The organism is Streptomyces sp. Ag109_O5-1, from assembly GCF_003814875.1.
GTDB lineage: Bacteria > Actinomycetota > Actinomycetes > Streptomycetales > Streptomycetaceae > Streptomyces > Streptomyces sasae.
On record NZ_RKQF01000001.1, the window covers coordinates 2,672,512 to 2,699,060 of the forward strand.

Genomic DNA, 26,549 nt, shown 5'->3' on the forward strand with positions numbered 1-26,549 from the left:
ATCGACGGACGCGGACGACGAGGAGTGTTGTGATGGCGAAGGCATACCTGGTGGGCAGCGGCATAGCGGCGCTCGCCGCGGCGGCGTTCCTCATCCGCGAGGGCGGGTTCGACGGCACGGACATCCATCTCTTCGAGGAACAGATGGGCATCGGCGGCAGCCTGGACGCGGGCGGCACCGCGGAGGCCGGCTACACCATGCGCGGCGGGCGGATGTTCGAGGCGGAGTTCCGCTGCACCTACGACCTGTTGTCCGGCATTCCCTCGCTGGACGATCCCTCGGTGTCGGTGACCGAGGAGATCCTGGCCGGGCACGAGGAGTTCGCGTGGGACGACATCGCCCGGCTGGTCGACGGGGACGGAAAGATCGTCGACATCGGCTCCATGGGGTTCTCCGAGCGTGACCGGCTGGACCTGGTGCGCTGTCTGGCGACACCCGAGGGCCGTCTGGACGGGAAGCGGATCACGGACTGTTTCGGCGAGCACTTCTTCACCACGAACTTCTGGTTCATGTGGTGCACCACGTTCGCCTTCCAGCCCTGGCACAGCGCGATCGAGTTCCGCCGCTACCTCAGGCGCTTCGTCCACCTGTTCCCCGAGTTCGGCTCCATGTCCGGCATCCATCGCACCCGGTACAACCAGTACGACTCGATCGTGCGGCCCCTGGCCGCCTGGCTGCGCGAGCGCGGGGTGACCATCCACCCCGGCTGCCGGGTCACCGACCTGGGCTTCGCTCCCGGAGTCGGCAGCGGCACGGTGGCGTCCATCGACGTGACCCGGGCCGGCCGCGAGGAGCGGATCGCCGTCGCTCCGCAGGATCTGGTGCTGGTGACCAACGGCTCGATGACCGACGCCTCCAGCCGCGGCACCCACACCTCTCCCCCGCCGCCGGCTCCGGACCGCTCGGACGCCTGGCTGCTCTGGCACCGGCTGGCCCGCGGGCGCGAGAACTTCGGGAACCCGGACGCCTTCGACAAGCATGTGAAGGAGTCCCGCTGGGAGTCGTTCACGGTCACGGCCAAGGACCCCGTCTTCCTCGACGCGCTGGCCGGGTTCAGCGGCCGGGAGACCGGCAGGGGCGGGCTGATGACGTTCACCGACTCCAACTGGCTGCTCACCATCGTCGCCAACCGCCAGCCCGTCTACCGGGACCAGCCCGAGGGCGTCTCGGTCTGGTGGGGCTACGGCCTCTTCCCCGGCCGGGCCGGCAACCACACGCCCAAGCCCATGACCATGTGCTCCGGCCAGGAGATCCTCGAAGAGGTCCTGCACCACCTGCACTTCGACGACCGCACCAGCGCCCGCGTCCTGGAGACCTCCACCGTCATCCCCTGCGTGATGCCGTACATCACCAGCCAGTTCCTGGCCCGCCGCCGCGACGACCGCCCCCAGGTCGTCCCCGAGGGCTCGGTCAACCTCGCCTTCATCGGACAGTTCGCCGAGGTGCCCGACGACGTCGTCTTCACCGTCGAGTACTCGGTACGCACCGCCTGGACGGCCGTGTCCCGGCTGCTCCGTCTCGACAAGGAACCGCCCGTGGTCCACAAGGGCCACCACGATCCCCATGTCCTGGCGGCCGCCCTGGAGACCATGCACCGCCGGTAGCCCGGTCTCCGGACGGCCCCGGGCCCCGACCGCGGGGCCCGGGCCGGGACGGCGTCAGGACGCGCTCGGTGCGGCGCTCGGGCCCGTGTCGCCGGTCAGGTGGACGATGGTGCCGCCGAGCCTGGGCCGGAACTCCTTGAGCATCTTCGGCTGGGCGCTGACCACCCAGCGCGTGCCGACCAGATAGGTGCCCTGGTACATGCTGATGGTGTCCAGCCAGATCTCCTTGTACTTCTCCTCGGGGAACGTGGTGATCAGGTAGTCGCCGTCCTCGGTGTGGCAGCTGCCTTCGCGCAGTTCCTCGGCCTGGACGCGGATCTTGACCTTGCAGTCGGTCAGGTTGGCGATGACCTCCACCTTGGCGGGCGCCACGACCTGCGCTTGCTGGGCGGAGACCGTCGGGGTCCTGGACGACCTGTCCTCCGTCGACGCGTCGTCCTCGCCCCCGCCGCAGGCCGCGGTCAGGGGCAGGAGGGCCAGGCTGCCCGCGAGGGCGGCACCACGGACCAGACGGGCCGTGACGGGGGCGGGGGTGGTGGTACGGGTACGGCGGGTAAGCCGTCGCTGCTGGGGCACGGGGTGTCTCCGTATCGGTTCAGTGCGTATCGATTCAGCACTTGTCGGTTCGGTGCGCGGCAGGGGAACGCCCGGGCGGCAGGCACGAGAAGGCCGTGTGCCTGTGGTCCGGACGCGGCTGTGGGCCGGTGGCGCTCAGCAGCGGAATGTCTGCAGGACCGCGGCGTCGCCGGGGCTGCGGACGTCTCTCACCGTGCGCGGACGGGCCGTCCCCGGCAGGGTGTCGTCGAGTGCCACGGCCGCCTCGACGGCCGATGCGAAGGCGGCCGGCAACGGTGGTTCGACGAGGTGATCCGCGCGCTGCGGCCGGGCGGGGGAATCGGCGGCCGTTCCCGCGTGGACAGCGCCGCTGCCGCTCTGCGGCACCGCGGACGCGACGTCGTACGACGCCTGCGGCCCCGTCTGGGCCGCGGACGCCACGGCGGACGGGGTGTACGCCGGGACGCCGGTCCCATGGGGCGTCGTGACGTGCAGCAGTACGACGGCGGCCAGTAGCAGCACCGCTGCCGCCATGCGTCGTATCACCACTGGACTCCCGAACTCCGGCCCGAGCCGACGCCTGAACGTTACCGGCACGCGCGGGTCGCCCAGGTCGAACTCCCCCACAGGGAAGGTGACATGGGCAACACCCGACCCCGGCGGCGCCGGCGGGACCGGCTCCCGCGGTCACGACTCGCGGAGGTCACGGTAGGTGCGGGATCATTGGGCGTGTATCGCGCCTGAAGGAGTGGGCATGAGACGGAACCGACTGCTCGCCTCGGCCGCGGCGCTGTGCGCGGCCGCCGCATTCGGCCTGGCCGTACCCCACACGGCCGCGGCCGCCCCGGATCACTACTGTTCCTATGTGTCATCGGACGTCCGGCCCACGCTCACCCACGGTGACACCGGTGCGGCGGTCAGGCAGGCGCAGTGCCTGAGCAACAAATGGGGAGGCGTGCCGCCCAGACTGGAGGTCGACGGGGTGTACGACTCCGTCATGCTGAAGAAGATCGAGTGGATCCAGGTCTGCCACGGTCTGCCGCCCAGCGGAGTCGTCGGGAGCCGCACCTGGCAGGTGCTGTACCACCCGGCCCTCGACTGTTACGTCCCCTATCCGCAGTGACCCCACGACGCCCCGTCGCCCCTGCGGCGGCGTGGGAGCATCCTGGTTCCTGGTAGTCGTCCGGGCGGTCGGGAGGTGACGGGATGCGCTGGTGGGTCACGGGGTGGGCGGTCGTCGGGGTGGTCGCCCTGACGGGCTGCGGTGCGTCGTCCGGGGGCGGTGCCGCGGGCACGGGGCCGCCGTCGGGGCGCACGGCGGGGCCGTCGGGCGGCACACCGGCACACACGTCTGCGGCTCCGGTTCCGGCGCCGTCGTCGGCCGCACCTGGCGGCCCCGCTCCGTCCGCGTCCGTGTCCGTGTCCGCGGGGAACTGCGCGGCCGGTCGTACGCGGGTCACCGTCTCCCCCGGTGACGCACCCGTGCGACGGCTGTGCGTACGCCCCGGGGCCGAGGTGTCGCTCGTTCTCCGGCCGCGGGTCGACGACCGGCGGTGGACGGCCGCGCGGAGTTCCGCGCCGGTGTTCGTCCTGTTGTCGGGCTGGCGGGTGGATGCCGACGGCACCGCGCATGCCTCGCTGCGGTGCGCGGGCACCCGGGGCGGCACGGCCGAGGTCGGCGTGCTGGCGAAGGCGCCGGACGTGGCGGGTGCGGCGGGCGTCGCCTTCACGCTGGGAGTGACCGTGGTGCCGTACGGACGGGAGGGGTGACCCCGGAGCCCAGCCCCGGAGGCCGGAGCGGACCGGGGTCCCCCCTCCCGGTGTGCGTCAACGGCAGTCGCGCACCTTGATGGTGTAGATGCCGCGGCCGTGGGTGGCCGCGTACAGCGTGCTGCCGTCGGGGCCCAGCTTCAGCTGGAGCACGGCGACCGCCGGGAGCGAGCCAACACGCTCCCACCGGGTGCGGCCCGGCGCGCGGTAGACGACGCCGAGGTCGGTGGCGACGGCGAGGCCGCCGTTCGGGGTGACGACCGCGGAGTTGGTCGGCACGTCAGGGAGGTTGGCGGAGATGTCCTTCCAGGTGGTGCCGCCGTCGGTGGACTCGAAGACATGGCCGACACCGGCACCGGGGCCCTCGGTCCAGTGCCGGGAGAAGCCGTTGACGGCGAGGAAGACGTGGTCGGCGTTCTTCGGGTCGACGGCGAAGCCGCTGAGGTAGCGGTTGGGTACGGTCCCGTCCGCCGGCAGGGTGATGTCGTGCCAGCCGGTACCGTCCGCATTGCCCACCGAAATGCCGCGCGCGAAGCCCTGGTTGTTGCAGGGGCCGCACCAGGCCGCGTAGACCTTGCCGCCCGAGGCCGCGACGGCGGTCGCGGTGCGGCCGGCGCCGAGGTCGTAGACGCTCTTCCACTCGCTGCCGGAGCGGATGGCGTAGCCGTGGGTCTGCACCCAGATGTGCCGGCCGCCCGCGATCCACGTCGAGCTGTCCTTCAGGTCCGCCGCGAGCGGGGCGATGAAGCGGGCCTCGCTGGTGGCGTTGTCGGCCGGGGCGACGTTGTACGACGTGGCCTTGCTGGCGTCGGTGACCCAACTGCCATCGTTGACACCGCAGTTCTGGGTCACCTGGATGGCGAGATAGACGTATTCCTCCGCCAGGTTGCAGCCGTTGGCGGGGTCGGTGAGCGTGTCGCCGCCGTCGCCGCCGAAGTCGGAGCCCATGACGGTGTCGTTGCTGCGGAGGATCGACTGGCCGTTGTCCTGGAGGCCGCCGGTGACGGAGACGCCGCCGTAGGCCAGGTCCTTGCCGATGCCCACCGAGTAGTACTGGAGGGTGTCGATGGTGCCGTCGTTGAGGGAGGTCCAGTCGGTGGCGTGGCCGGAGGTGTCCTGGGCGCCGTTGACGGGGCGCTTGTAGACGCCGCCGTCGTTGCCGACGTAGACGAAGCTCTTGCCGTGGTAGCGGCCGATGGCGACGCCGTGCTGGTCGGAGTGGGTGGTCTGGCTGCAGTCGCCGGTCTGCTTGGCCGGGTCGATGCTCCAGCAGGGGAAGGTGAAGTTCCAGTACGGGCCGACGGTGGACCAGGTGCTGCCGCCGTCCTTGGTCTCGTAGACCTCCTCCAGGCCCGCGTACACGTGGTTCGGGTCGCTCGGGTCGACGGTCAGGAACTGGTTGTACCAGGCCTGCACGCCGGGCATGTAGCCGCTGGTGGTCAACGCCGAGCCGTCGCCGGCCAGTTGCTTGTAGTCGGCGATCTTCGTCCAGGGGCCGGACGGCGAGGCCGCGCTGTAGATGCCCTCCAGCCCGCTGTCCGGGTTGGTGTTCAGCTGCTCCGGCGACTGGTCGATGGCGTAGTAGCGGGAGCCGTCGGCGGAGCGGGCGAAGGTGACGTTGCCGACGTTGTCCGCGTCGGTCGGCAGGTCGCCGAAGCCGCTGCTGATCCGGGTCCAGGTGCCGTCGGCGCCCTTGGTGTAGAAACCGTTGTAGTCGTCACCGCTGCGCCAGCCGACCGCCAGGATCACCTTGCCGGGGTCCTTGGGGTCGATCGCGATGTCGTTGGCGATGTTCTTGTACGCGGCCGAGGGGTCGCTCGCCAGTGATCCGCCCGGCAGATAGTCGGGGTTGGGGGCGAACTCCAGTTTCCAGGCGCCCTTGAGCGTCCTGGTGGAGTGGCTCCACACGCCTTCGCTGGTGGCCGCCCACACCTTGCCGCCGCCGAAGCGGAGTTCGTGGATGGTGGTCGACTCCAGTTCGTCGCCGCCGACCCGGCCACGGGCGGAGAAGGTGCCGTGGTGCGGGTCGGACAGGACGTAGACGCCGCTGCCGAGATAGGCGTCCGCGTTGGTGGTGGCCTCGCCCGTGCCCAGCCACAGCCGGCCGGTGCCGTCGAGCGCGAGCGCGCCGGTGGACTGCGAGGAGAGCCGGTCGCTGATCGGCTGCCAGTGCCCGCCGCCGCTCCTGGACCGCCAGACGCCGCCGCCCGCGCTGCCGGCGTAGACGTATCCGTCGTTGTCGGCGGCCAGCGCGGCCATCCGGCCGGTGACGTTGCCCGAGCCACCGCTGGAGTTGGAGTCGATGTCGCGGTAGCGGGAGTCGTCGGAGTTGTACGGCAGGTCGGTGATGTTGCGCCAACTGCCGCCGGTGCTGGGGAGATCGGTCAGACTGGTCCAGGCGGCGCCGTACGCGCCGGGGGCGACGATGCCGGGCGAGGTGCGGGCCTCGGCGTACTGGTCCGCGCCCTCGGCGATCTCGTCCGCCTCGTTGCCGCCGTCGTCATCGTCGGCCGTCAGCTTCGGGCTCATGGACCCGGTCGAGTGCGCGCGCTCGGCGGCGAGTCGCGCGAGGGCGCGCGCTCCGAAGGGGCTCGTCCCGCCGGACGCGGCGCCTGCGGGTGTCGCGACGAGTGCGGCGGACGCGGCGAGGGCACAGATCGTGAGCCATCGTCTCTTACGGGTTGGTGCTGACATCGGACCTCCCAAACGGGCTTTGACACAGCCGTCTTGGGAGACCCGACCACGGCCGGCCGGAAACGTCCGGCCTTTGGCCAACCTTTGACCGGAACCTGTCACCACGACCTGGAGTCGCCCCCCCTCTGCTATGCGGTGTCCGGCGGCGCGTCTTACGGAGTCGTGACGTGCGGGCGTGGGGGCGTGGGCCGGTGGCGGGGCGGGCCTAGCGTGGGCTCATGCGTGTACTGGTCACCGGCGGTGCCGGGTTCATCGGGTCCCATGTCGTCGACGCGCTGGCGGCGCGCGGGCACGAGGCGGTGGTGTTCGACGTGCGCGCCGATCCGGGCGCCGACGTGCGCAGTCCGGTGGCGGTGGGGCGGGCGCTGGCGGGCGTCGACGCCGTCTGCCATCAGGCCGCGATGGTCGGCCTCGGGGTCGGATTCGGGGATGCCGCGGAGTACGTCTCCCGCAATGATCTCGGTACGGCCGTGCTGCTCGCCGCGATGGCCGAGGCGGGGGTACGGCACCTGGTGCTGGCGGGGTCGATGGTGGTGTACGGGGAGGGGCGGTACGAGTGCCCGCGCCACGGCGTCGTACGGCCGGGGCCGCGTGCGGTCGCCGATCTGGAGGCCGGCCGGTTCGAGCCGAACTGCCCGGTGTGCGGGGACGAGTTGACGGCCGGGCTGGTCAGCGAGGACGCGCCCGTCGATCCACGCAACGTGTACGCGACGACCAAGCTGGCCCAGGAGCATCTGGCCGCCGCCTGGGCCCGGTCCACGGGCGGGTCGGCGGTGTCGCTGCGCTACCACAACGTGTACGGGCCCCGGATGCCCCGCGACACCCCCTACGCCGGGGTCGCCTCCTTCTTCCGTTCGGCGCTCGCCCGGGGTGAGGCGCCCCGGGTGTTCGAGGACGGGCGGCAGCGCCGGGACTTCGTGCATGTGCGGGACGTGGCCGCCGCCGACGCGATGGCGCTGGAGGCGGGCTCCGCGCCGGGTGCGCTGACCGTGTACAACACCGGCAGCGGTGAGCCGCACACCGTCGGGGAGATGGCCCGCGCGCTGGCCGAGGCCCACGGCGGGCCGATGCCGGTGGTCACCGGGGAGTTCCGGCTGGGGGACGTACGGCACATCACGGCCGACTCCGCGCGGCTGCGGGCCGAACTGGGCTGGAAGCCGGAGGTCGGGTTCGCGGAGGGGATGCGGGAGTTCGCGCGCGCGGAGTGAGACGCGGCGGCTCAGCGGCTCACGGCGCCGTGGGCAGCGTGACCTCGAACCGGCAGCCGCCCGGGATGTTGTGCACGGAGGCCCGCCCCTGGTGGGCCTCCACGATCCCGCGCACGATGGCGAGGCCGAGTCCGGCTCCGGCGGGCGGGGTGCGCGCGTGGCTGCCGCGCCAGCCGGTGTCGAAGACGCGGGGCAGGTCCTCCTCGGGAATGCCGCCGCAGCCGTCCGTGACGGACAGGACGACGCCCTCGGGGCCGCGTTCGGCGGCGACTGCGACCGTGCCGTCCGGGGGCGTCCGGCGGATGGCGTTCACCAGCAGATTGCCCAGCACCCGGCTCATCTCCCTGCCGTCCACCTCGACCGGCACCGGCTCCACCCGGTCGCCGACCAGCCGTACGCCGTGCTCGCGCGCGAGCGGGTCCGCGCCCGCGAGGGCGTCGCCGACCAGGTCGTACAGCGACATCCGGCTGGTGCTCAGCGCGAGCGTCCCGGCGTGGATGCGGGAGAGTTCGAAGAGGTCTCCGACCATGTCGTTGAGCCGCTCGACCTCGGTGCGGATCTGTTTCAGATAGCGGTCGGGGTCGGTGGCGACGCCGTCCTCCAGCGCCTCCGACATGGCGCGCAGCCCGGCCAGCGGGGTGCGCAGGTCGTGCGAGATCCAGGCGACCAGTTCCCGCCGCGAGGTCTCCAACGCGCGTTCCCGCTCCCGGGACTCGGCGAGCTTCGCGCTGGTGGCCGCCAGCTCGCGGCTCACCTCGGCCAGTTCGGCGGTGGCCGGTACGGCGGGCGCCGCGAAGTCACCCTGTTCGCCGAACGAGCGTGCCGCGAGGGCGAGTTCACGGCTGCGGGCGGCGACCCAGCGGCCCAGTATCAGCGCGGTCACCAGCGAGACCACGGCCGCCATGGCGACGACCGTCGTCACCACCGACAGGTCGTGCGACGACAGGAACATCGCCCAGGCGACCGCCAGGGTGCCGGCGAGCATCGCGACCACACCGACGGCGGCGACCACCGCGATGGACGCGGTCAGCGGCCGGCGCCGCAGCAGACGCAGCGCGGCCGCGCCGGCGAGTCCGGTGGCGGCGGCGCCGGCCAGGGCGTACAGGGCGATCAGCAGGGTGTCGCGCATGTCAGTCCACCTCCTCGCGGCCCTCGGGGTCGAAGCGGTAGCCGACGCCCCACACCGTCTGGATCAGGCGCGGCCGGGCCGGATCGGCCTCGACCTTGGCGCGCAGCCGGCGGACATGGACGGTGACGGTGGACACGTCACCGAAGTCCCAGCCCCACACCTCGCGCATCAGGTCCTCCCTGCTGCAGGCCCGCCCCGGGTGTCGCAGGAAGAAGGCGAGAAGGTCGAACTCGCGCAGGGTGAGGGCGAGTTCGGTGCCGTTCCGGGTGGCACGGCGGGCGCCCGGGTCGAGGGTGAGCCCGGCGGTGGACAGGGAGTTGGCGGCGGGCGCGGGGCGGCTGCGGCGCAGCACCGACTCCACCCGCAGGACCAGTTCCCGTGGGCTGAAGGGCTTGGTGACGTAGTCGTCGGCGCCGACCTCCAGGCCCAGGATGCGGTCGTCCTCGTCGCCGCGCGCGGTGAGCATGATGACCGGGACGGGGGCGCGGCCGCGCAGTCGCCGGCAGACCTCCAGGCCGTCCATGCCGGGCAGCATCAGGTCGAGCACGACCAGGTCCGGCCAGTGGGCGGCGGCGCGGATCAGGGCGGTGGGGCCGTCGCCGGCGTGGTCGACCGTGTATCCGGCGCGGTCGAGATACCCGGCGACGACCTCGGAGACGGTCGGATCGTCGTCGACGACCAGGACCCGGGCGGCACCGGCGGTGGCCTGGTCCTCGGTGAGCTCGTACGGCTGCTGCATGCCTCCACCCTCGCACCGGGCGGTCGGGGGTGTCGCGCGTGGGGGCGGGCACCGGGTGCGACGTCCGTGTTTCGTAAGAAACGGGGGCGGCGGGGCCCCGGCGTCGACGTCCGCGTTTCGTAAGGAGCCGACACCCGATATGCCCGGTTCGCGTTCGTAGGGTGAAACCGTGACCACCTCACCATCCTCATCCTCACCGGCGACGGACGTGGACGTCGTACTCCCCTGTCTGAACGAGGCCGAGGCCCTGCCCTGGGTGCTCGCCCGGATCCCGGCGGGCTGGCGGGCCCTCGTGGTCGACAACGGCTCCACCGACGGCTCGGCGGACATCGCCCGGGCGCTCGGTGCGACCGTCGTCCACGAGGCGCGGCGCGGCTTCGGCGCGGCGTGCCATGCGGGGCTGACCGCGGCGAGCGCCGACATCGTCTGCTTCTGCGACTGCGACGCCTCTCTGGATCCGGGGCTCCTCGTGCCCTTCGTGCGGGAAGTCTCCGACGGGGAGGCGGACTTGGTGCTGGGCCGACGGCGGCCGCAGGGGCGGGGCGCCTGGCCCGCGCACGCCCGCGCCGGGAATCTCGCGCTGGCGCGGATGCTGCGGCGCCGGACCGGGCTGCGGCTGCACGACCTGGGGCCGCTGCGGGCGGCGCGCCGGGAGCGGTTGCTCTCGCTGGACCTCGACGACCGGCGCAGCGGCTATCCGTTGCAGATGGTGGTGCGGGCCGCCGACGCGGGTTGGCGCATCGCCGAGCACGACGTGGCGTATCTGCCGCGTACGGGTGCGTCGAAGGTGACGGGCACGTGGCGCGGCACGTGGCAGGCGGTGCGGGACATGAGCCGGGTGCTGAACGAGCGACCTCGGGTGCGGGTGGGTGGGGGCTGAGCGCGCAGTTCCTCCCCCAGGCGGTACGGGTGGGCGCGACGGCACCTTGCCAGCGCCGGTAAGCGTCCCCACCCCCGCCCAGCCCCCACCCACCCACACCAGCCAAGGAACCCCCATGACCACCCTCCTCGTCATCGCCAAAGAACCGAGGCCCGGCAGGGTCAAGACGCGGCTCACCCCGCCGTTCTCCCCGGAGCAGGCCGCCGCCCTCGCAGAGGCGTCGCTCGGCGACACGCTCCGCGCCGTCGCCGCGACACCGGCCACCCGCCGGGTGCTCGTGCTCGACGGCCGGCCCGGCCCCTGGCTGCCGCCCGGCTTCGACGTCGTGCCGCAGTGCGCGGGCGGGCTGGACGAACGTCTTGCCGACGCCTTCGCCCGCTGTACCGGCCCCGCCCTCCTCATCGGCATGGACACCCCTCAGGTCACCCCGGCGCTGCTCACCGTGGACTTCGCGGGCTGCGACGCCTGGTTCGGTCCCGCCGAGGACGGTGGCTTCTGGGCCCTGGGCCTCGCCGACCCGGACCCCACGCTGCTGCGCGGCGTGCCGATGTCCGTGCCGGAGACCGGTGCCGTCCAGCGGCGGCGGCTGGTCGCGGCCGGGCTGCGCGTGTGCGATCTGCCGCGGCTGCGGGACGTCGACACCGCGGCGGACGCCGCCGCCGTCGCCGCCCTCGTCCCGGACGGCCGGTTCGCCGCCCGGCTGGCCCAGTGCACGGCACGGACGGCACAGAGCGGAACGGGCCGCCGATGACCACCTCGCCGGCCGTGGCCTGGACCGGTGCCGACCCCTACGCCGCCGCCCTGCACGCCGGGCACGGCCCGCTGTTCCTGCGCCGCACCGACGGCTGGCTGTTGCCCCTGGACGTGGAGCGCTGGTGCGCACGGGCGGACCCGGTCGACCGGCAGGTCCTGGACCGCTGCGAGGGCGCCGTCCTCGACGTCGGCTGCGGCCCCGGGCGGCTGGTCGCGGAGCTCGCCGCCCGGGGCCGTACCGTCCTCGGTATCGACGTCAGCGCGGCCGCCGTCGACCACACCGTGCGGCTCGGCGGGCAGGCCCTGCGCCGCTCGGTGTTCGAGCCGCTGCCCGGTCAGGGCCGCTGGGGCACCGTGCTGCTCATGGACGGCAACGTCGGCATCGGCGGCGACCCGGGCGCACTGCTCCACCGAGTAGCGCAACTCCTCACACCCGGCGGCCTGTTGATCGCCGAAGCCGCTCCGGTGGACGTCGACGAACGCGCCGACGTCCACCTCACCGACGCCCATGACGCGGTCGGCGCGCCCTTTCTCTGGGCGCGGCTCGGCACCCCGGCGCTGCTGCGGTACGCGCGGGGCTGGGAGCAGGAGGGTCAGTGGACGGCCGGCGGGCGCCGCTTCGTCGCCCTGCGCAGCCGCCGTGCCAGCAGCAGCGCCGAACCGCCGAAGAGTACGGCGGTGATCAGCAGCCAGCGGGCCAGGAAGCCGTCCGTGGACAGGCCGGTGGCCGACCGGTAGCGCTCGTCCACCATCCCGCTGATCAACGGGAACCACACAAGGAGGAGCAGGGCGGAGAGTGCGGCCGGGACCCGGACGTATATCGCCCACTGCCGGCGCCCGGCGGCGCCCAGCCCTCGCACCATCGCCCGGTCGGCCAGCGCGTACAGCGGCAGCAGCACGAGGTCGTGCAGCAGGGCCGCCCCCACCACCCACAGCGCCACGCCGAGCCAGTCCCCGGCCAGCAGCCGTACGCCGGCGTAGGCGGCGAGCGCGAACGAGCAGGCCAGGAGCAGGATCTGGAAGGGGCTGCCGACGACGAGGCGGGGTCGCATCACAGGTCTCCGAAGGTCATCCGGGCCACCCACTTGGTGTTGAGCACACCGGGCGCGGCGGGCACGATCACACGGGCGGGGTAGCCGTGGTCGGGGGACAGGTCCTCGCCGTTGACCTGCAGGGCGAGCAGGGAGCGCGGGTCGGCGACCTGGTTGGCGCGCAGCGCCGCACGGCGGAAGGCCCCGTGCCGCTGGAGGGACTCGACGAACACGTCCGGCGGATCGCCGTCGTAGCCGACGAGCGCGGCCAGGTCCCGCAGCCGCACCCCACGCCACCACTGGTCGGCGGTCGACCAGCCCTCGACGCAGGCGATGGGCAACGCGGCGCTGTACTGGGGCAGTCGGAGGAGTTCGGTGCGGGTGAGGCGGACCGTCCGGCCGTCACGTCCCGTGACGACGAGCCGCCATGCCTCCTCCCGGGTCTCCTTCGCGTCGATCCCGGCGTAACCGGCCGTCTTGTTGATCTGGAAGCCGTTCGGCCCACTGCCCGGGTCGGCTCCGCCGTGCGGTGCGAGCAGCGCGGTGCGGCGCAGCGCGCCCCCGATGCTCTGCCCGGCGGTCGTCACGAGCAGCAGCAGGGAGGCGCCGCCGACGAACCACAGCGCCCCGCGCCGGGACACGGTCGGCGCTTCCGGCCGCGGTGACTCCAACTGGCCTTCGTCTCCGTGTCGTTGACGGACGGCCCGGACGGCCGCCGGTGTCTTCAGCGCCGCATGTGCCAGGAACGCGGCGAAGAACACCCAGGCGCCGTAGAAGTGCAGCGGGTAGAAGGAGCCGGGGAAGAGGTAGTCGAGCTGGACGTTGAGCACGCCGGTGGTGAACTCGAAGAGGCCGCCGCCGACCAGCAACAGCAGCGAGATCCGCTCCAGCGCGTGCGCCAGCGAGCGGGCCGGAGGCAGCGTGAACAGCTTCGGCACCACCGACCACAGCTTGGCGAGCAGCACCGGGATCAGGGCGATGCCGAGGGTGACGTGCAGCCCCTGGGTGACCCGGTAGAGCCAGTAGGGGTTCGTCGGCCAGGAGAAGAGGTAGAAGCCGAGAACTCCCTTGTCCGGGGTCTGGTCGTTCACCGGCGCGAGGTCCGGGTTGTAGGCGGCGTACGACAGCAGTCCCGTCACGAACAGCACGGTGATGCCGACGAGCAGCACGAGGCCGAGCACCGAGGTGAACCAGGTGCCGCGCAGCGGGCTGCGCCAGAAGCCGGGTGAGGTGGGAAGCCGTGGGTCGTCGTCTCGCATGCTTCGACCGTAGGCCGGGGGAACCCCGGGAAAGGGTGCGCGACCCATGACGAAAGTCTGACGTCAGCCCGTTGATCCACTCTCTCGCCCGGTCGCCGACCTAGCGTTACGGTGTGATCCGCACTCCCCTTCGTGACCGCTCCGCCGATCTGCTCGCCGTCCTCGCCGCCGCCCTGCTGGTGCTCGTCGCGGTGCTGGTCGGCCGGCACATCCAGGACACCTACCGCACCCTGTTCGTGCACTGGCCGCCAGTCTTCGCCGACTGGGACCCGCATGTGGGCCCGGGCACTCCGGCCGCGCTGCTGGTCGCGGTCGCCGTGGTGGCGTACGGGCCGGGTCTCGCCGTACGGCTGCCCTGGCGCGGGCTGCTCGCCGCGGCCTGGGGCACCTGTCTGGCCTGGACGTGGTCGCTGGCGCTGGTCGACGGCTGGCAGCGGGGCGTGGCCGGCCGGCTCACCAGCCCCAACGAGTACCTCACGGTCATCGGCCGCTTCCACGACATCCCCGCGACCCTGCGCGACTTCACCCACCACATCGTCAGCGGCACCCCCGCCCCCTGGCCCGCCCACATCGCCGGACACCCTCCGGCCGCCACGCTCACCTTCGTCCTGCTGGACCGGATCGGACTGCGCGGCGGGGGCTGGGCGGGCGCCTGGTGCATCACCATCGGGTCCACGGCCTGTGTCGCCGTGCTGGTCGCGGTGCGGGCGCTGGCCGACGAACGGCTCGCCCGGCGGGCCGCGCCCTTCCTGGTGCTCGCCCCGGCCGCGGTGTGGGTGGGTGCCTCGGCCGACGGGTACTTCGCGGCGGTCGCCGCCTGGGCGGTGGCGCTGCTGGCGCTCGCGGTGACCGGACGGGGCGTGGGGTGGGCGGCGGGCGCCGGACTGCTGTACGGGCTGACCTGCTATCTGTCCTACGGCCTGACACTCTTCGCGCTGATCGGGGCGGCGGTGCTGGTGCTCGGCCGGCGCCGGGTCCGCGAGCGGCCGGTCGTCCTCGCGCTGCTGCTGGTGGGCGGGGCCGCGGTCGTCCCCGTCGCCTTCACGCTCGCCGGGTTCGACTGGTGGGAGGGGTACCGGCTGCTGGTCACCCGCTACTACCAGGGCGTCGGCGGCACCCGCCCGTACGGCTACTGGGTGTGGGCCAACCTGGCCTGCACGGTGCTGATCACCGGCCCGGCGACGGTGGCGGGGCTGCGGCGGGCGGGCGCGACACTGATCCACCGCCGTAAGGCTCCTTCGGCCTCCACCGCCCCTTCCGCCTCCTCCGCCTCCTCCGCTCGGACGCGTCTCGCGTTCCTCGTGGCGGTCACCCTGCTCGCGCTGCTGATCGCCGACCTGTCCGGGATGAGCAAGGCGGAGACGGAACGCATCTGGCTGCCGTTCGCGATGTGGCTGCTCCCGGCCTGTGCGTTCCTGCCCCGGCCGCGCGCCTGGCTCACGGGACAGGCGCTGCTGGCGCTGCTGATGAACCATCTGCTGTTCACCGGCTGGTGACCCGTCGAGCGCCCCGTGCGGGCGCTCGACGGTCGTACAGCCGACCGGCTACGCGGTGGCGGCCACCCGGAAGCCGACGGTCGGATAGCCTCCGGACGGGTCGCGGCCCTCCCCCCGGTAGGTGGCCGTGCAGCTGTTCAGGTTGGCGTACCAGGAGCCGCCGCGGATGGCGTTGACCTGGGTGTTCATCTCGCCGCCGTGGGCGGCCGTGATGACGGAGGTGGTCCACTCCCAGCAGTTGCCGCAGAGGTCGAGCACGCCGTCGGCGCTGGCCCCGCCGGAGTAGGTGGTGACGGGGGTGGTGTAGCCGCCGGTGGCGGTGAGGGCGAGGAAGGCGAGAAGGGTTCTTCTGTAGACACTTCTGCGGGTACCTGGGGCAGTCGCGTTCATGACGACTCCTGAGGGTGATGACAGCGCGCGTCCCTGCGCACGGCTGATGGTCCATCAACTCCCATAACCTGTCGACACTTTGCGCGTAACGGATACCTTGGGGCAGCCCGTGAGCGGCGTCGGGTCGACAGTATCGCCGTCAGGGCTCACGATGCCGGGCACCACCGACAACACGGAGGTCACCTGCCGTGACCGGCAGCGGGAAGCTCAGCCGCGGGTGCCGCTCGGCACGGAGCCGCTCGGGGCACCGGCCGCGACCGTGAGCCGGGACAGCAGCCGCGCCAGCGCCCCGTCGTCGTCGACCGCGTCGAGCAGTCGGGCCTGGTCGGCGGCCACGCGGTGGGCGGCGCGCCGGTGGAGGTCGTCGCCGCGTGCGGTGAGGTAGAGCAGGACACGGCGGCGGTCGTGGGGGTCGGGGCGGCGGTGGACCAGGTTGTCGGCGACCATCCGGTCGACCAGCTTGGTCAGGCTGGGGGCAGGCATCAGCGCATGGTCGGCGATCTCGGACATCGGGCGCCCCTGGCTGTCCCCGACGATCGACAGGACACGCCATTCCTCGACCGTGCAGTCCTCCTCGGCCAGCACCGTGGACAGCCGCTGCACGATGCGCCGCTCGGCATGGCTGAGGAGGTGGGCGAGGTCCGGCGAGGAGGGTACGGACGGCATTGCCGGTGTCCTTCCGGTAGGTCTACTGTGCGCGCAGAATACGAGCCTCCGCGAGGGTGCCGGGGCCCGGGACCGGAATCCGCGTTCCCCATGCCCGCACGGAGGTGGCCCGATGCGTCCGGCGCCGCCGCGCGACAGCGCGCACACACCACTGCTCCTCGCCCTGGTCGTGCCGTTGCAGGGGCCCGCGGGTGTCTTCGGGCCGTCGTGCGAGTCGGCCGCGCGGCTGGCCATGGAGGAACTGAACGCCGCCGGCGGGGTGTTGGGCCGGGAGGTGCGGCTGGTCACGGTGGACGGCGGGGCGCCGCCGGCGCGGGTGGCCGCCGAGATCGAGGCCCTGGTCGCGCCGGGCGCCGTGGACGGGGTGGTGGGCTGGCACACCTCGGCGGTGCGGCAGGCGCTGCTGCCGGGGATCGCGGGCCGGGTGCCGTATGTCTACACGGCGCAGTACGAGGGCGGTGAGCGGACTCCCGGCGTGTTCCTGACGGGTGAGACCGACGCCGCCCAACTGCTGCCCGCGATGCGGCTGCTGGCGGAGTCGGCCGGGGTGCGGCGCTGGTGCACGGTGGGCAACGACTACGTCTGGCCGCGGGTGACCGCCCGCGCGGCCCGCGGGTATGCCCGGGACTGCGGCGGCCGGGTGCGGGACCAGGTGTTCGTGCCGCTGGGGACGGAGGAGTTCGGGCCGGTGCTGCGCCGGATCGAGCGGTGCGAGGCGGACGCCGTGCTGATGCTGCTGGTCGGGGCGGACGCGGCCCGTTTCAACCGGGCGTTCGCCGCGCACGGGCTGCACCAGCGGTGCCTCAGGCTGAGCACCCACATGGACGAGAACATCCTGCTGGCCACCGGCGCCGAGGCCACCGACGGACTCTGGGCGACGGCCGGCTTCTTCGAGACCCTCGCGACCCCCGAGAGCCTCGACTTCGGCGCCCGCTACGCGGCCCGGTTCGGTGTGCACGCGCCCGTCGTGGGAAGCCTGGGCGAGTCGTGCTTCGAGGGGGTACGGCTGCTGGCGGCCCTGGCCGAGCGGGCGCGCTCGCTGGACGTGCGGGCGATGTGCGCGGTGCGGGACCCGGTGTCGTACGAGGGCCCGCGAGGCGTCGTACGACTCGACGGCAACCATCTCGCCCAACGGTTGTACCTGGCGCGGGCGGACGCGTTCGACTTCCACATCGTCGCCCAGCTGTGAGCCCGTTACTTCCTGCGGGAAGTATCAAGGTTTGTCTTTTAAAGCGAGTGAAACGTCCGGGAAACAGCGTGCCGCGACTCTTCCCTGCAAACGCCCGGGGACGAGAGAGGTATCAGCCGTGACGGAGATCGTCGGCAAAGAGGCACCACAGGCGGCCGCGGACGAACTGACGGACAGCAAACGGACGTACAACGACTGGGCGAAGAACGACACGCTGGAGGACTACTCGCTGCGCTACGCGCCTAAGTCCTTCCGCCGCTGGACCCCGTACGTGGTGGCCACGACCGCGCTGGGCGGCATCGCCTATCTCGCGGACTTCGCGATCGGCGGCTCGATCGCCATCTCCAACGGCTTCTCCAGCGCGATGGTGGCGATCCTGACGGCCGCGGTGGTCATCTTCCTCACCGGCATCCCGATCTCGTACTACTCGGCCAAGTACTCCATCGACATGGACCTGTTGACCCGGGGTGCGGGATTCGGCTACCTCGGCTCGACGCTCACCTCGGTCATCTACGCCAGCTTCACCTTCATCTTCTTCGCCCTCGAAGGCTCGATCATGGCGCAGGCCCTGGAGCTCGGCCTGCACATCCCGCTCGCCGTCGGGTACCTGATCTGCTCCCTCATCATCCTGCCGCTGGTCATCTACGGCATGACCGCGCTGTCGAAGATGCAGGTGTGGACACAGCCGGTCTGGCTGGTGCTGATGGTCGCGCCGTTCGTGTCCATCGCGATCCAGGAGCCGGGCAAGTTCTCGGAGTTCACGCACTTCGCGGGCAACTCCCCCACCGGGTCGAGCATCAGCATGCTCGGGGTCGGTGCGGGCGCGGGCGTCGCGCTGTCGCTGATCGCGCAGATCGGTGAGCAGGTCGACTATCTGCGGTTCATGCCGGACAAGACGCCGGAGAACGGCAGGAAGTGGTGGGGTGCGGTGCTCAGCGCCGGCCCGGGCTGGGTGGTGCTCGGTGCCGCCAAGCAGATCGGCGGCGCCTTCCTCGCCTTCTACATCGCCGGGAGTGTGGGCCTGGCCAAGGCCAACGAGCCGATCCAGCAGTACGTGTCGGGCTTCAAGACGTTCGCCGCGCCCATCGCGCTGGGTCTCGCCACGTTCTTCGTGATCCTCTCCCAGATAAAGATCAACTCGACCAACGCGTACTCCGGTTCGCTGTCCTGGTCGAACTTCTTCTCCCGGCTGACCCACCGTCACCCCGGCCGGGTCGTCTACATCTTCCTCAACGTCGGCATCGCACTGGCCCTGATGGAGGGCGGCGTCTTCGGCTTCCTGAACACCGTGCTCGGTTTCTACTCCAACGTGGCGATCGCCTGGATCGGCGCGGTCGTCGCCGACCTGGTCATCAACAAGCCGCTGAAGCTGAGCCCTTCGTACATCGAGTTCAAGCGCGCCCATCTGCACAACTTCAACCCGGTCGGGTTCGGCTCGATGCTGATCGCGTCGGCGGTCTCGATCGCCGCGTACTTCAACGCGTTCGGGGAGTACGGCAAGGCGTACTCGCCCTTCATCGCACTGTTCCTGGCGATGGTGCTCTCGCCACTGTTCGCGGTACTGACCAAGGGGAAGTACTACATCGCCCGCGTCGACGATCTCGCGGAGCCGCTGCTGGGCGCGGACGGGCTGCCGTCGGCGGCCGTGCTGACGTGCACCGTGTGCGCGACCGACTTCGAGCGGCCGGACGTGGCGGGCTGCCCGTTCCACTCGGGGGCGATCTGCTCGCTCTGCTGCAGCCTGGAGAAGGACTGCCACGACTCCTGCAAGAGCGGGCCGGTCGCGCTCGCCATGCCGACGGTACGGTCCGCGGACTGACCGCTCCCGGCCCTACCGCTCCGGCTCGTGCCCTTCGGCGCGGGCCGGAGCTCCTGTCTGCGGGCCGTCCATCAGAAGCCTGATCTGACGGTCGGCCTGTCCGAGGTGAACGGCGAACTGCTTCGGCGCGCGTACGCCGTGTATCCGATCGCGGCGGTGCAGAGCGAGTACTCGGTCTGGTCCCGCGACCTGGAGGCGTCGGCCGGGGACGCCCTGCGCGAGCTCGGCGTGGCACTGGTGGCGTACTCGCCGCTCGGCCGGGGCTTCCTGACCGGCACGGTCGATGTCACCGCCCCGCAGCCTCCTCGGCCGTCGCCCGGAGCGCCTCGGGCGGCAGGGTGTGCGAGGCCGGGCGGCGCTCCGGCCGAGGTGGCCAACTGAAGTACCGGCGTGGGTTGCCGACCAGCATGGTGGTCAACTGCTGCTCGGTGACGCCCGCTTGGCGCAGCGCCGGGAGGACCTGGTCGTGCGGGTGGGTGTGGTGCCAGTTCGGCGCGATCTGCTCCCGTACGCCAGGCGGGAACCAGTCGACGTGGCAGGACGCGTCGTGCGACAGCACCATCCGCTCGGCCAGCCCCTCGCGGGCGAGGGCCGCGACGGTCGCCACCCGCTGGTCGCCGGGGAGCAGGATGTCGAGGCCGAAGCGGTCCATGCCGACGTACGAGCCGTTGTCGATGAGTTCGTGCAGATAACCGAGGTCGGCGGTGTCGCCGCTGTGCCCGATGACCACCGCGCCGAGGTCCGCGCCCTCGCTGCGCAGGATCTCCTGGGCGGCCAGTCCGGTACGGGCGACGGCGTTGGTGTGCACGGTGATCGGGGCGCCGGTGCGCAGATGGGCCTGGGCCACCGCGCGCAGCACCCGCTCCACGCCCGGGGTGAGCCGGTCCTCGATCGCGCACTTCAGGAACGCGGCCCGGATCCCGGTGTCCGCGATGCCCTCGCTGAGTTCGCGGACGAACAGCTCGGTCATGCCCTCGGCGCCGTCGAGCAGGGTGCCCGGGCCGTGGTAGCGGAAGTAGTCGGGGACGTCGGCGACGGTGTAGATGCCGGTGGCCGCGATGATGTTGAGGTCGACCTGTTCGTTGACCTCGGCGACGCGGGCGACGTTGCGGCCGAGGCCGATACAGGTGGCGTCGACGAGGGTGGTGACGCCGGCCGCGGCCAGGGCCTTGAGCCGGGTCACGGCGTCGTCGCCGCGCTGCCGTTCGTCCCAGGTCTCCGGGAGGTTCTGCCGGAACTCCTCGCTGAGCACGAAGACGTGCTCGTGCATCAGTACGGTGCCGAGGTCGTCGGCCGGTACCGGGCGCGGACGGTCTGGACCTGGGGGCCGGTGGTCATGGATGTTCGCCTTCCTGCGCATGACGTGGGAAGACCGACTCTTCCAGCGCGGGCGCGACGCCGTCTTTCCCGTCGGCGCACGCTTCTTCCGCCTGGGCGCGCTGGGCGGCGAGCAGCGGGAAGGAGAGGTGGGCGAGATCGCCGGGCGGGGGCGCTGTCAGCGACCACAGGGGCGCGGGGGTGCCGTCGGCGACCGCGGCCGGGGCGTCGGTCAGGTTCATGCGCTCGCGCAGACGGCCGTAGAAGTCCATCGCCGCCAGCCGGACCACCTTCAGCCGGCTCGGGGCGGCGTACACCCCGATCCAGTCCCCGGGCTCCACGACACCCCGCAGCTGGCCGTCGACGCTGACCGCGGCCTGCCCCGAGCGCTCCAGGACGCGCAGGCCGACGGCCTCGTCCGGGGCCGTGACGACCGAGCGGTTGAACGTCATGTGCGGGGCGACCGGCGTGAAGACGAGCGCCTCCGCGCAGGGCGAGACGACCGGTCCGCCGGCGGCGAAGCTGTAGGCGGTGGAGCCGGTGGGCGTCGCCACCAGCAGGGCGTCGGCGGAGTAGGAGGCGAGCAGCCGGCCGGCGACGTACACGCCGACGGACACCTGACGGTCCCGGGACAGCTTCTCCAGGACGACGTCGTTGACCGCGGTGATGTGCAGGGGGATGCCCCAGTCGGGGTCCCGCTCGCAGTCGGTGCGCACCTGGGGCGGCGGCAGCAGCGGCCCGCGGCCGTACTGCATCAGCCGCTCCATGTCGGCCGGCACCTCCAGACGGCGTGAGGAGCGCATGGTGAGCAGCAGGCGGCTGTCGACGCTGAACCGGTCCTCGTGCACCGCGTCCAGCGCCTCGCGCACCGAGCAGGCGGGCACCTCGGTCAGGAAGCCGACCCGGCCCAGGTCGACTCCGAGGACCAGGGCATTGCTGCGGGCGGCGAGCCGGGCACCGCGCAGGAAGGTGCCGTCGCCGCCGAGGGTGACGATCAGGTCGGGATCGCCGGCGGCCGCGACCTCCTCCCCGGAGTGGTGCCGCCCGCCGTCGTGCCATACGTCGATGTCCGTGCACCGCACCCCGTGCTCGGCGGCCCACTCCCGTACCGCACGGGCCGCGTCCACCGCCTCCGCCCTGCCGCCGTGCACCACCAGTCCGAGCCCGTTCACCGTCATCTCTGCCTCCAGGCACCGTGGCCGACCGCTGTACCCACGCTGTCACGGCGCGGCGGATCTGTCGGGCGGAGCGGGATCACGGCCCCGGGCGGCAGGCGGGACAGCGCACGGCAGGATGGGGCAGGATCGGACAGAGCAGGACAAGCGGATTGGTGCTCGGTCCCGGCCGGGATCATCCTGGGGAGAGTGCCGGCCGTGCAGGCTCCGCGAAGGATGAGCGGCGATGGAACGATGTCCCACCTCTCCCAGCAAGCGGGCACAGACCCACGTCGTACCGCAGGGAGCCCACACCGCCGCGGTGACCGTGGACGAGCGGGGCGTGGTGACCGGCTGGAGCGACGGGGCCAGGGTGCTGCTGGGCTATCCGCCCGCCGAGATCCTGGGGCAGCAGGCCGCCCGGCTGCTCGCCGAGCCGGCGGGCGGCGCGTGGCGGGAGGCGGCCGAGGTGCCCCGCTGGAGCGGGACCGCGGCGCTGCGGCACCGGGACGGGCACCGGCTGGACCGCGATGTGCTGGTCCACCGCCGGCCCTCCGGTGACCGGCCCGGCGGCAGGGAGTGGCAGGTGGTGTCCGCCGTGACCGGTCTGCCGCCGACCGCAGCCGGCCGGCCTCTGGGGGAATGGGCCTTCGACCAGTCCCCCTGGGTCGCCGCCGTCTTCGACGAGGGGCTGCGGCTCGTGCGGGCCACCGCCGGAATGCAGCGCACGCTGTCTCTCGCCGAGGGGACGATGCGCGGGCTGCGGCTGACCGACATCGCGCCGTACGAGGGCAGCGCCGAGGCCGAGTCCGGGATGCGGCGGGCCCTGGACGGCGGCGGGACGCAGGAGCTCCGGCTCCGGCTGGACCCGGCCGAACCCGAGCACGAATGGCATGTACGGATCGTTCCGCTGGCGGACTCGGCCGGGCGGTTGCGGGCGGTGGCCCTGACGGCCCGCTCCGAACCGTCCGAGCAGCTGGTACGGCAGCGGATGCTGCTGCTCAGCGAGGCCGGGGTGCACATCGGCACCACCTCGGACGTGCAGCGCACCGCACGGGAGCTGACCGACGTCGCCGTCCCCGCCTTCGCCGACATCTGCACCGTGGACCTGCTGGACACGCCCCGGCCGGGCGGCTTCGTCTTCCGCCGGGCCGCCCTGCGGTCGGCCCCGGGCACACCGCCGCTCCCCCACCCCTCCGGCGATGTGCTGCACTGCCCGCCCTGGTCGCCTTCGGGCCGCAGTCTGGCCGAGGGGCGCGGCGCGGTGTACTCGGCCGGTGACGCGGCCGTGACCCGGTGGGCGCGGGAGGATCCGCGGGCGATCGCCTGGGTCCGGGAGAGCGGGGTGCACTCGGTGATGGCGGTGCCGCTCCGGGCGGCCGGCGTCACGTTCGGGGTGGCCCTCTTCGGGCGGACCCGGCGGGCCGAGCCGTTCGACGCCGACGATCTGTGGCTGGCCGAGCAGCTGGCGGCGCGGGCGGCCACCGGCATCCACGGCACCGAGCAGGCCGTACGGCAGCACACCACCACGATGACGCTCCAGCGCGGCCTGGTCCCCCGGAGGCTGCCCGAGCAGGCGGCCCTGGACATCGCCACCCGCTGTGTGCCGTCCGCCGGCCGGAACGGGACGGGCGGCGACTGGTTCGACGTGATCCCGCTGTCCGGTACCCGGGTCGCACTCGTCGTCGGCGATGTCCGCGGCCACGGCACCAGGGCCGCCGCCACCATGGGCCGGGTCCGTACGGCGATCCGCACCCTGGCCGACGTCGACCTGCCGCCCGACGAACTCCTCAGCCACCTCGACGACCTCTCCGACCACCTCGCCGCCGAGGACGCCGGTACCGCGGACGACGCCGACGACGAGGCCGCCGACGGCGTCGGCACGACCTGCCTGTACGCCGTGTACGACCCCGTCACCCGGCGGCTCGCCGCGGCCCGGGCCGGCCACCCACCGCCGGCCGTGGTCACCGCGGGCGCCGTCCGCTTCCTCGACGTCCCGGCCGGACCCCCGCTGGGCCTGGGCGGGATGCCCTTCGAGTCGTACGAGACGGAACTCCCCGAGGGCAGCCTGATCGCCCTCTACACCAACGGCCTGCTCGCACCCGGCGACCAGGGCATGGACGACGCCCTCGGCAAGATGTTCGCCGCGCTCGCCCGCCCCGCCCAGAGCCTGGACAGCGTCTGCGACCGGGTCCTGACGTCCATGCTCACCCATCGCCCCCACGACGACATCGCCCTGCTCGTCGCCCGCACCCGGGCCCTGCACGCCGACCGGGTGGCCACCTGGGAGCTGCCCTTCGACCTCGCCGCCGTCGCCGAGGCACGCAGGCTGGCCACCGAGCAGCTGGCCGCCTGGAAGCTGGAGGAGGCCGCGTTCGTCACCGAGCTGGTCGTCAGTGAGCTGGTCACCAACGCGTTCCGCTACGGCCGCCCGCCCGTCCGGCTCCGGCTCATCCACGACGACCACACCCTCACGAGCGAGGTCTTCGACTCCAGCAACACCGCCCCGCACATGCGGCGGGCCCACACCTTCGACGAGGGCGGACGCGGACTGCTGCTCGTCGGCCGGCTCGCACGGCGCTGGGGCACCCGGCACGCCGGCACCGGCAAGACGGTGTGGGCCGAGCAGCTCCTCAGCGAGGACTGAGCAGGCCAGGCGCAGACTAGGGGCCGAACACCGGGCGGGCCCAGGCGGGCGGGCGCGAGGTGACCGGGGTGTCCCGGCCGACGGTGCGGGTCCCGTCGGCGGACGGGTCCTGGTGCACCGGGGTCCGCTCCCCCGGCCCGGCACCGTACGCGGCGGTCCGCAGCGCGCCCACGAACTCCAGACAGGTGCCGTAACGGTCCTCGGGGGCCTTGGCCAGCGCCCTGGCGAACACGTCGTCGAACTCGGGCGGCAGCCCCGAGCGCACCTCGCTCAGCGCCGGCGGCCGGTCGTACTGGTGCGCCCACAGCAACGCGATGTCCTCGTCCCGGACGAACGGCGGACCGCCGGCCAGCATCTCGAACACCACACAGGCGAGGCTGTAGAGATCGCACCGGCCGTCCACCGGGCGCCCCGAGATCTGCTCCGGCGCCACGTAGTCCAGGGTGCCGACGAACGAGCCGACCGTCGTGAACCCCGTCAGCGACAACGACTTCTTGGTGAGCCCGAAGTCCGTGAGATAGACGTGCTCGGGGTGCTCGCTGTCCGTGCCCCGCGCCAGCAGGACGTTGCCGGGCTTCACGTCCCGGTGCACCAGGTCGTGCTCATGGGCCGCGTCCAGCGCGGAGGCCACCTGGGCGGCGATCCGCAGCGCCGTGTCCACCGGCAGTACGCCCTCCCGGTCCAGCAGCGCGCGCAGATCCGGGCCCGGGACGTAGCGCATCGCGATGTACAGCACGCCGTCCGTCTCGCCGGCCTCGAAGATCGGCACGATGTGGGGGTGGTCGATGGCGGCGGCCACGCGCGACTCATGGGTGAAACGGCGGCGGAAGGTGTCGTTGCGGGCCGTCTCCGGGGCGAGCAGCTTCAGCGCGACGGTGCGGTCCAGCCGCAGATCCGTGGCACGGTAGACGACGGCCATTCCGCCACGGCCGATCTCGCCCTGGACCTCGTAACCCGCGATGCGCGTCGCCATCACATGTCCGCCCCGTAGCAGCCGAAACCTGATCAAATCGTATCCAGCGGCACAGTGCCTCCGCGAAACGGCGGACGGACACCTCACCCGTCCGGGGCCGCCTGCCAGCCGGTCCAGCGGGACACCGTGACGAGAATGACCGCACCGCCTGGGGGCCGCTCCCGGTACTGCGGGTACTTCTCGCACAGCGGCCCGACGACGATCACGTCGGCGGGGACCACCCTCGCCTCGCCGTCCGCCCGGACCCACCACAGGCGGTCCCAGTTCTCGTCGTACGCGTCCACGAGCAGGCACACGGACGGCTGTGCGGCGATGTTGCGCAGCCGCTTGAGGCGGGGCGTGGTCTTGGGTTTGTGGTCCACGGCGGTGACGATGCCGTCGGCGCCGTACCGCGCGAAGACGACCGGCACCAGATGCGGGCGGCCGGTCCCGTCGACGGTCGCGAGCCGGGCCACCCTGGCCGCGGCGAACCGCCGCCGCGCCTCCGCCTCGGCCAGCTCCGGCACCGCACCGCCTCCCCGTCAGACCCCGCGCAGCGCGTCGAGCACATCGGCGTCCGTCAGCTGCCCGAAGTCGTCGTACCACTGGCCGACCGAGCTGAAGAAGGCCGGCCGGTACGGGCAGACGACGAGGTCGGCCTCGGCCGCGAGCGCGTCGAGGGAGTCGGGCGCGCCGACGGGGACGGCGAGCACGGTCCGGGCGGGGTCCCGGTGCCGTACGTGGCGCAGCGCGGCGCGGGCGGTGGAGCCGGTGGCGAGACCGTCGTCGACGACGATCACGGTACGGCCGCGCAGCTCGGGCGGCGGGCGGCCCTCCCGGTAGCGGTGCTCACGGCGGCGCAGTTCCAGCCGCTCCCGCTCCACCACGGGAGCCAGGGACTCCTCGGTCATGCCCAGGTGGGCCAGGGTCGCACGGTCGAGGAGCGGCGGATCGTCCCCGGCGATGGCGCCGACGCCGAACTCCTCCTGGTCCGGGGCTCCGATCTTGCGTACGACGAGCACATCGAGCGGGGCCCGGAGCTCCCGGGCGACCTCCACGGCCACCGCCGCGCCGCCCCGGGGCAGCGCCAGCACGACGGGGTCCGGCAGCTCGCCCTCGTCATGCAACTTCACCAGCGCGGCGGCGAGTTCGCGGCCGGCCTGGGTGCGGTCCCGGTAGCGCATGGGACGTCCTCTCCGCCGGGGTCGGTCCCCCTCATCCCATGGTCACACCCGACACCGAACACGGCCAGAAAATTCGCACACATTTTCTATAAGTCGTGCCGGGGCCGGGTGTA

General features: G+C 72.6%; 23 protein-coding genes and 2 pseudogenes. 12 read left to right on the top strand and 13 right to left on the bottom strand.

Annotated elements, in window-relative coordinates; all coding sequences use genetic code 11:
- Positions 1–14: 14 nt before the first annotated feature.
- Positions 15–1,604 (top strand): annotated as a pseudogene (locus EDD90_RS11975) (oleate hydratase); the annotation flags it as partial.
- Positions 1,605–1,658: 54 nt separating this feature from the next.
- Here EDD90_RS11975 and EDD90_RS11980 read toward each other — a convergent pair.
- Positions 1,659–2,180 (bottom strand): hypothetical protein, encoded by a 522-nt coding sequence (locus tag EDD90_RS11980; protein ID WP_260327821.1) that lies wholly within the window; start codon positions 2,178–2,180, stop codon positions 1,659–1,661.
- 135 nt (positions 2,181–2,315) lie between these two features.
- Positions 2,316–2,705, bottom strand: a complete 390-nt coding sequence (locus EDD90_RS11985) for a hypothetical protein (protein ID WP_123972991.1) — start codon at positions 2,703–2,705, stop codon at positions 2,316–2,318.
- A gap of 208 nt (positions 2,706–2,913) precedes the next feature.
- On the opposite strand from EDD90_RS11985, the gene EDD90_RS11990 reads away from it, so the two are divergent.
- Positions 2,914–3,282 (top strand): peptidoglycan-binding protein, encoded by a 369-nt coding sequence (locus tag EDD90_RS11990; RefSeq protein ID WP_123972992.1) that lies wholly within the window; start codon positions 2,914–2,916, stop codon positions 3,280–3,282.
- A 290-nt stretch (positions 3,283–3,572) separates the two neighbouring features.
- Positions 3,573–3,929: an acetyl-CoA synthetase gene (locus EDD90_RS11995; RefSeq protein WP_260327822.1), complete on the top strand. Its 357-nt coding sequence runs from the start codon at positions 3,573–3,575 to the stop codon at positions 3,927–3,929.
- A 57-nt stretch (positions 3,930–3,986) separates the two neighbouring features.
- Here EDD90_RS11995 and EDD90_RS12000 read toward each other — a convergent pair whose 3' ends face one another.
- Positions 3,987–6,623, bottom strand: a complete 2,637-nt coding sequence (locus tag EDD90_RS12000) for a glycosyl hydrolase (protein ID WP_123972993.1) — start codon at positions 6,621–6,623, stop codon at positions 3,987–3,989.
- A 218-nt stretch (positions 6,624–6,841) separates the two neighbouring features.
- Here EDD90_RS12000 and EDD90_RS12005 point away from each other — a divergent pair, with 218 nt between their 5' ends.
- Complete coding sequence (locus EDD90_RS12005) at positions 6,842–7,831, top strand: NAD(P)-dependent oxidoreductase (RefSeq protein ID WP_123972994.1); 990 nt, start codon at positions 6,842–6,844, stop codon at positions 7,829–7,831.
- A 19-nt stretch (positions 7,832–7,850) separates the two neighbouring features.
- On the opposite strand, the gene EDD90_RS12010 is transcribed toward EDD90_RS12005, so the two are convergent.
- Both EDD90_RS12010 and EDD90_RS12015 read right to left on the bottom strand, forming a co-directional pair.
- A complete protein-coding gene (locus EDD90_RS12010; RefSeq protein ID WP_123972995.1) occupies positions 7,851–8,960 on the bottom strand; it encodes a sensor histidine kinase KdpD in 1,110 nt (369 codons plus the stop codon).
- A 1-nt stretch (position 8,961) separates the two neighbouring features.
- Entirely contained in the window at positions 8,962–9,699 is a 738-nt protein-coding gene (locus EDD90_RS12015) for a response regulator (RefSeq protein ID WP_123972996.1), read from the bottom strand.
- A 169-nt stretch (positions 9,700–9,868) separates the two neighbouring features.
- Here EDD90_RS12015 and EDD90_RS12020 point away from each other — a divergent pair, with 169 nt between their 5' ends.
- The 3 genes from EDD90_RS12020 to EDD90_RS12030 all read left to right on the top strand — a co-directional run bounded on the left by EDD90_RS12020 (position 9,869) and on the right by EDD90_RS12030 (position 12,070).
- Positions 9,869–10,579, top strand: a complete 711-nt coding sequence (locus tag EDD90_RS12020) for a glycosyltransferase family 2 protein (RefSeq protein WP_123972997.1) — start codon at positions 9,869–9,871, stop codon at positions 10,577–10,579.
- Positions 10,580–10,694: 115 nt separating this feature from the next.
- Positions 10,695–11,330, top strand: coding sequence for a DUF2064 domain-containing protein (locus EDD90_RS12025; protein WP_123972998.1), 636 nt, complete (start codon positions 10,695–10,697; stop codon positions 11,328–11,330).
- The gene (locus tag EDD90_RS12030; RefSeq protein WP_123972999.1) at positions 11,327–12,070 is read left to right on the top strand and encodes a bifunctional 2-polyprenyl-6-hydroxyphenol methylase/3-demethylubiquinol 3-O-methyltransferase UbiG; all 744 of its coding nucleotides are present in this window, start codon (positions 11,327–11,329) and stop codon (positions 12,068–12,070) included. The genes EDD90_RS12025 and EDD90_RS12030 overlap by 4 nt, the downstream gene beginning before the upstream one ends.
- Before the next feature lie 313 nt (positions 12,071–12,383).
- Here EDD90_RS12030 and EDD90_RS12040 read toward each other — a convergent pair whose 3' ends face one another.
- Positions 12,384–13,622 carry a molybdopterin-dependent oxidoreductase gene (locus EDD90_RS12040; protein ID WP_123973000.1) on the bottom strand — a complete coding sequence of 413 codons (1,239 nt, stop codon included), beginning with the start codon at positions 13,620–13,622 and terminating at the stop codon, positions 12,384–12,386.
- Between the two features lie 113 nt (positions 13,623–13,735).
- Here EDD90_RS12040 and EDD90_RS12045 point away from each other — a divergent pair, with 113 nt between their 5' ends.
- A complete protein-coding gene (locus EDD90_RS12045) occupies positions 13,736–15,118 on the top strand; it encodes a hypothetical protein (RefSeq protein ID WP_123973001.1) in 1,383 nt (460 codons plus the stop codon).
- Positions 15,119–15,166: 48 nt separating this feature from the next.
- Here EDD90_RS12045 and EDD90_RS12050 read toward each other — a convergent pair whose 3' ends face one another.
- Positions 15,167–15,508: an SUMF1/EgtB/PvdO family nonheme iron enzyme gene (locus tag EDD90_RS12050; RefSeq protein ID WP_123973002.1), complete on the bottom strand. Its 342-nt coding sequence runs from the start codon at positions 15,506–15,508 to the stop codon at positions 15,167–15,169.
- A 207-nt stretch (positions 15,509–15,715) separates the two neighbouring features.
- Positions 15,716–16,174, bottom strand: a complete 459-nt coding sequence (locus EDD90_RS12055; protein ID WP_123973003.1) for a MarR family winged helix-turn-helix transcriptional regulator — start codon at positions 16,172–16,174, stop codon at positions 15,716–15,718.
- Positions 16,175–16,286: 112 nt separating this feature from the next.
- Here EDD90_RS12055 and EDD90_RS12060 point away from each other — a divergent pair, with 112 nt between their 5' ends.
- From EDD90_RS12060 to EDD90_RS57185, 3 genes and pseudogenes are all read left to right on the top strand, one after another.
- Entirely contained in the window at positions 16,287–17,363 is a 1,077-nt protein-coding gene (locus EDD90_RS12060; RefSeq protein WP_123973004.1) for a substrate-binding domain-containing protein, read from the top strand.
- Positions 17,364–17,481: 118 nt separating this feature from the next.
- A complete protein-coding gene (locus tag EDD90_RS12065) occupies positions 17,482–19,182 on the top strand; it encodes a hypothetical protein (RefSeq protein ID WP_123973005.1) in 1,701 nt (566 codons plus the stop codon).
- Positions 19,183–19,272: 90 nt separating this feature from the next.
- Positions 19,273–19,467 (top strand): annotated as a pseudogene (locus tag EDD90_RS57185) (aldo/keto reductase); the annotation flags it as partial.
- Position 19,468: 1 nt separating this feature from the next.
- Here the strand turns inward: EDD90_RS57185 and EDD90_RS12075 are convergent.
- Together EDD90_RS12075 and EDD90_RS12080 are read right to left on the bottom strand one after the other, a co-directional pair.
- A complete protein-coding gene (locus EDD90_RS12075) occupies positions 19,469–20,452 on the bottom strand; it encodes a phosphotriesterase (protein ID WP_260327823.1) in 984 nt (327 codons plus the stop codon).
- A gap of 64 nt (positions 20,453–20,516) precedes the next feature.
- Positions 20,517–21,677, bottom strand: coding sequence for an NAD(+)/NADH kinase (locus tag EDD90_RS12080; RefSeq protein WP_123973007.1), 1,161 nt, complete (start codon positions 21,675–21,677; stop codon positions 20,517–20,519).
- A gap of 223 nt (positions 21,678–21,900) precedes the next feature.
- On the opposite strand from EDD90_RS12080, the gene EDD90_RS12085 reads away from it, so the two are divergent.
- Positions 21,901–24,300, top strand: a complete 2,400-nt coding sequence (locus EDD90_RS12085) for a SpoIIE family protein phosphatase (protein ID WP_123973008.1) — start codon at positions 21,901–21,903, stop codon at positions 24,298–24,300.
- 16 nt (positions 24,301–24,316) lie between these two features.
- Here the strand turns inward: EDD90_RS12085 and EDD90_RS12090 are convergent, their stop codons facing one another.
- The 3 genes from EDD90_RS12090 to EDD90_RS12100 all read right to left on the bottom strand — a co-directional run bounded on the left by EDD90_RS12090 (position 24,317) and on the right by EDD90_RS12100 (position 26,436).
- The gene (locus tag EDD90_RS12090) at positions 24,317–25,273 is read right to left on the bottom strand and encodes a serine/threonine-protein kinase (protein ID WP_123973009.1); all 957 of its coding nucleotides are present in this window, start codon (positions 25,271–25,273) and stop codon (positions 24,317–24,319) included.
- Between the two features lie 83 nt (positions 25,274–25,356).
- Positions 25,357–25,779: a TIGR03668 family PPOX class F420-dependent oxidoreductase gene (locus tag EDD90_RS12095; protein WP_123973010.1), complete on the bottom strand. Its 423-nt coding sequence runs from the start codon at positions 25,777–25,779 to the stop codon at positions 25,357–25,359.
- 15 nt (positions 25,780–25,794) lie between these two features.
- Entirely contained in the window at positions 25,795–26,436 is a 642-nt protein-coding gene (locus EDD90_RS12100; RefSeq protein WP_123973011.1) for a phosphoribosyltransferase, read from the bottom strand.
- Positions 26,437–26,549 lie beyond the last annotated feature (113 nt).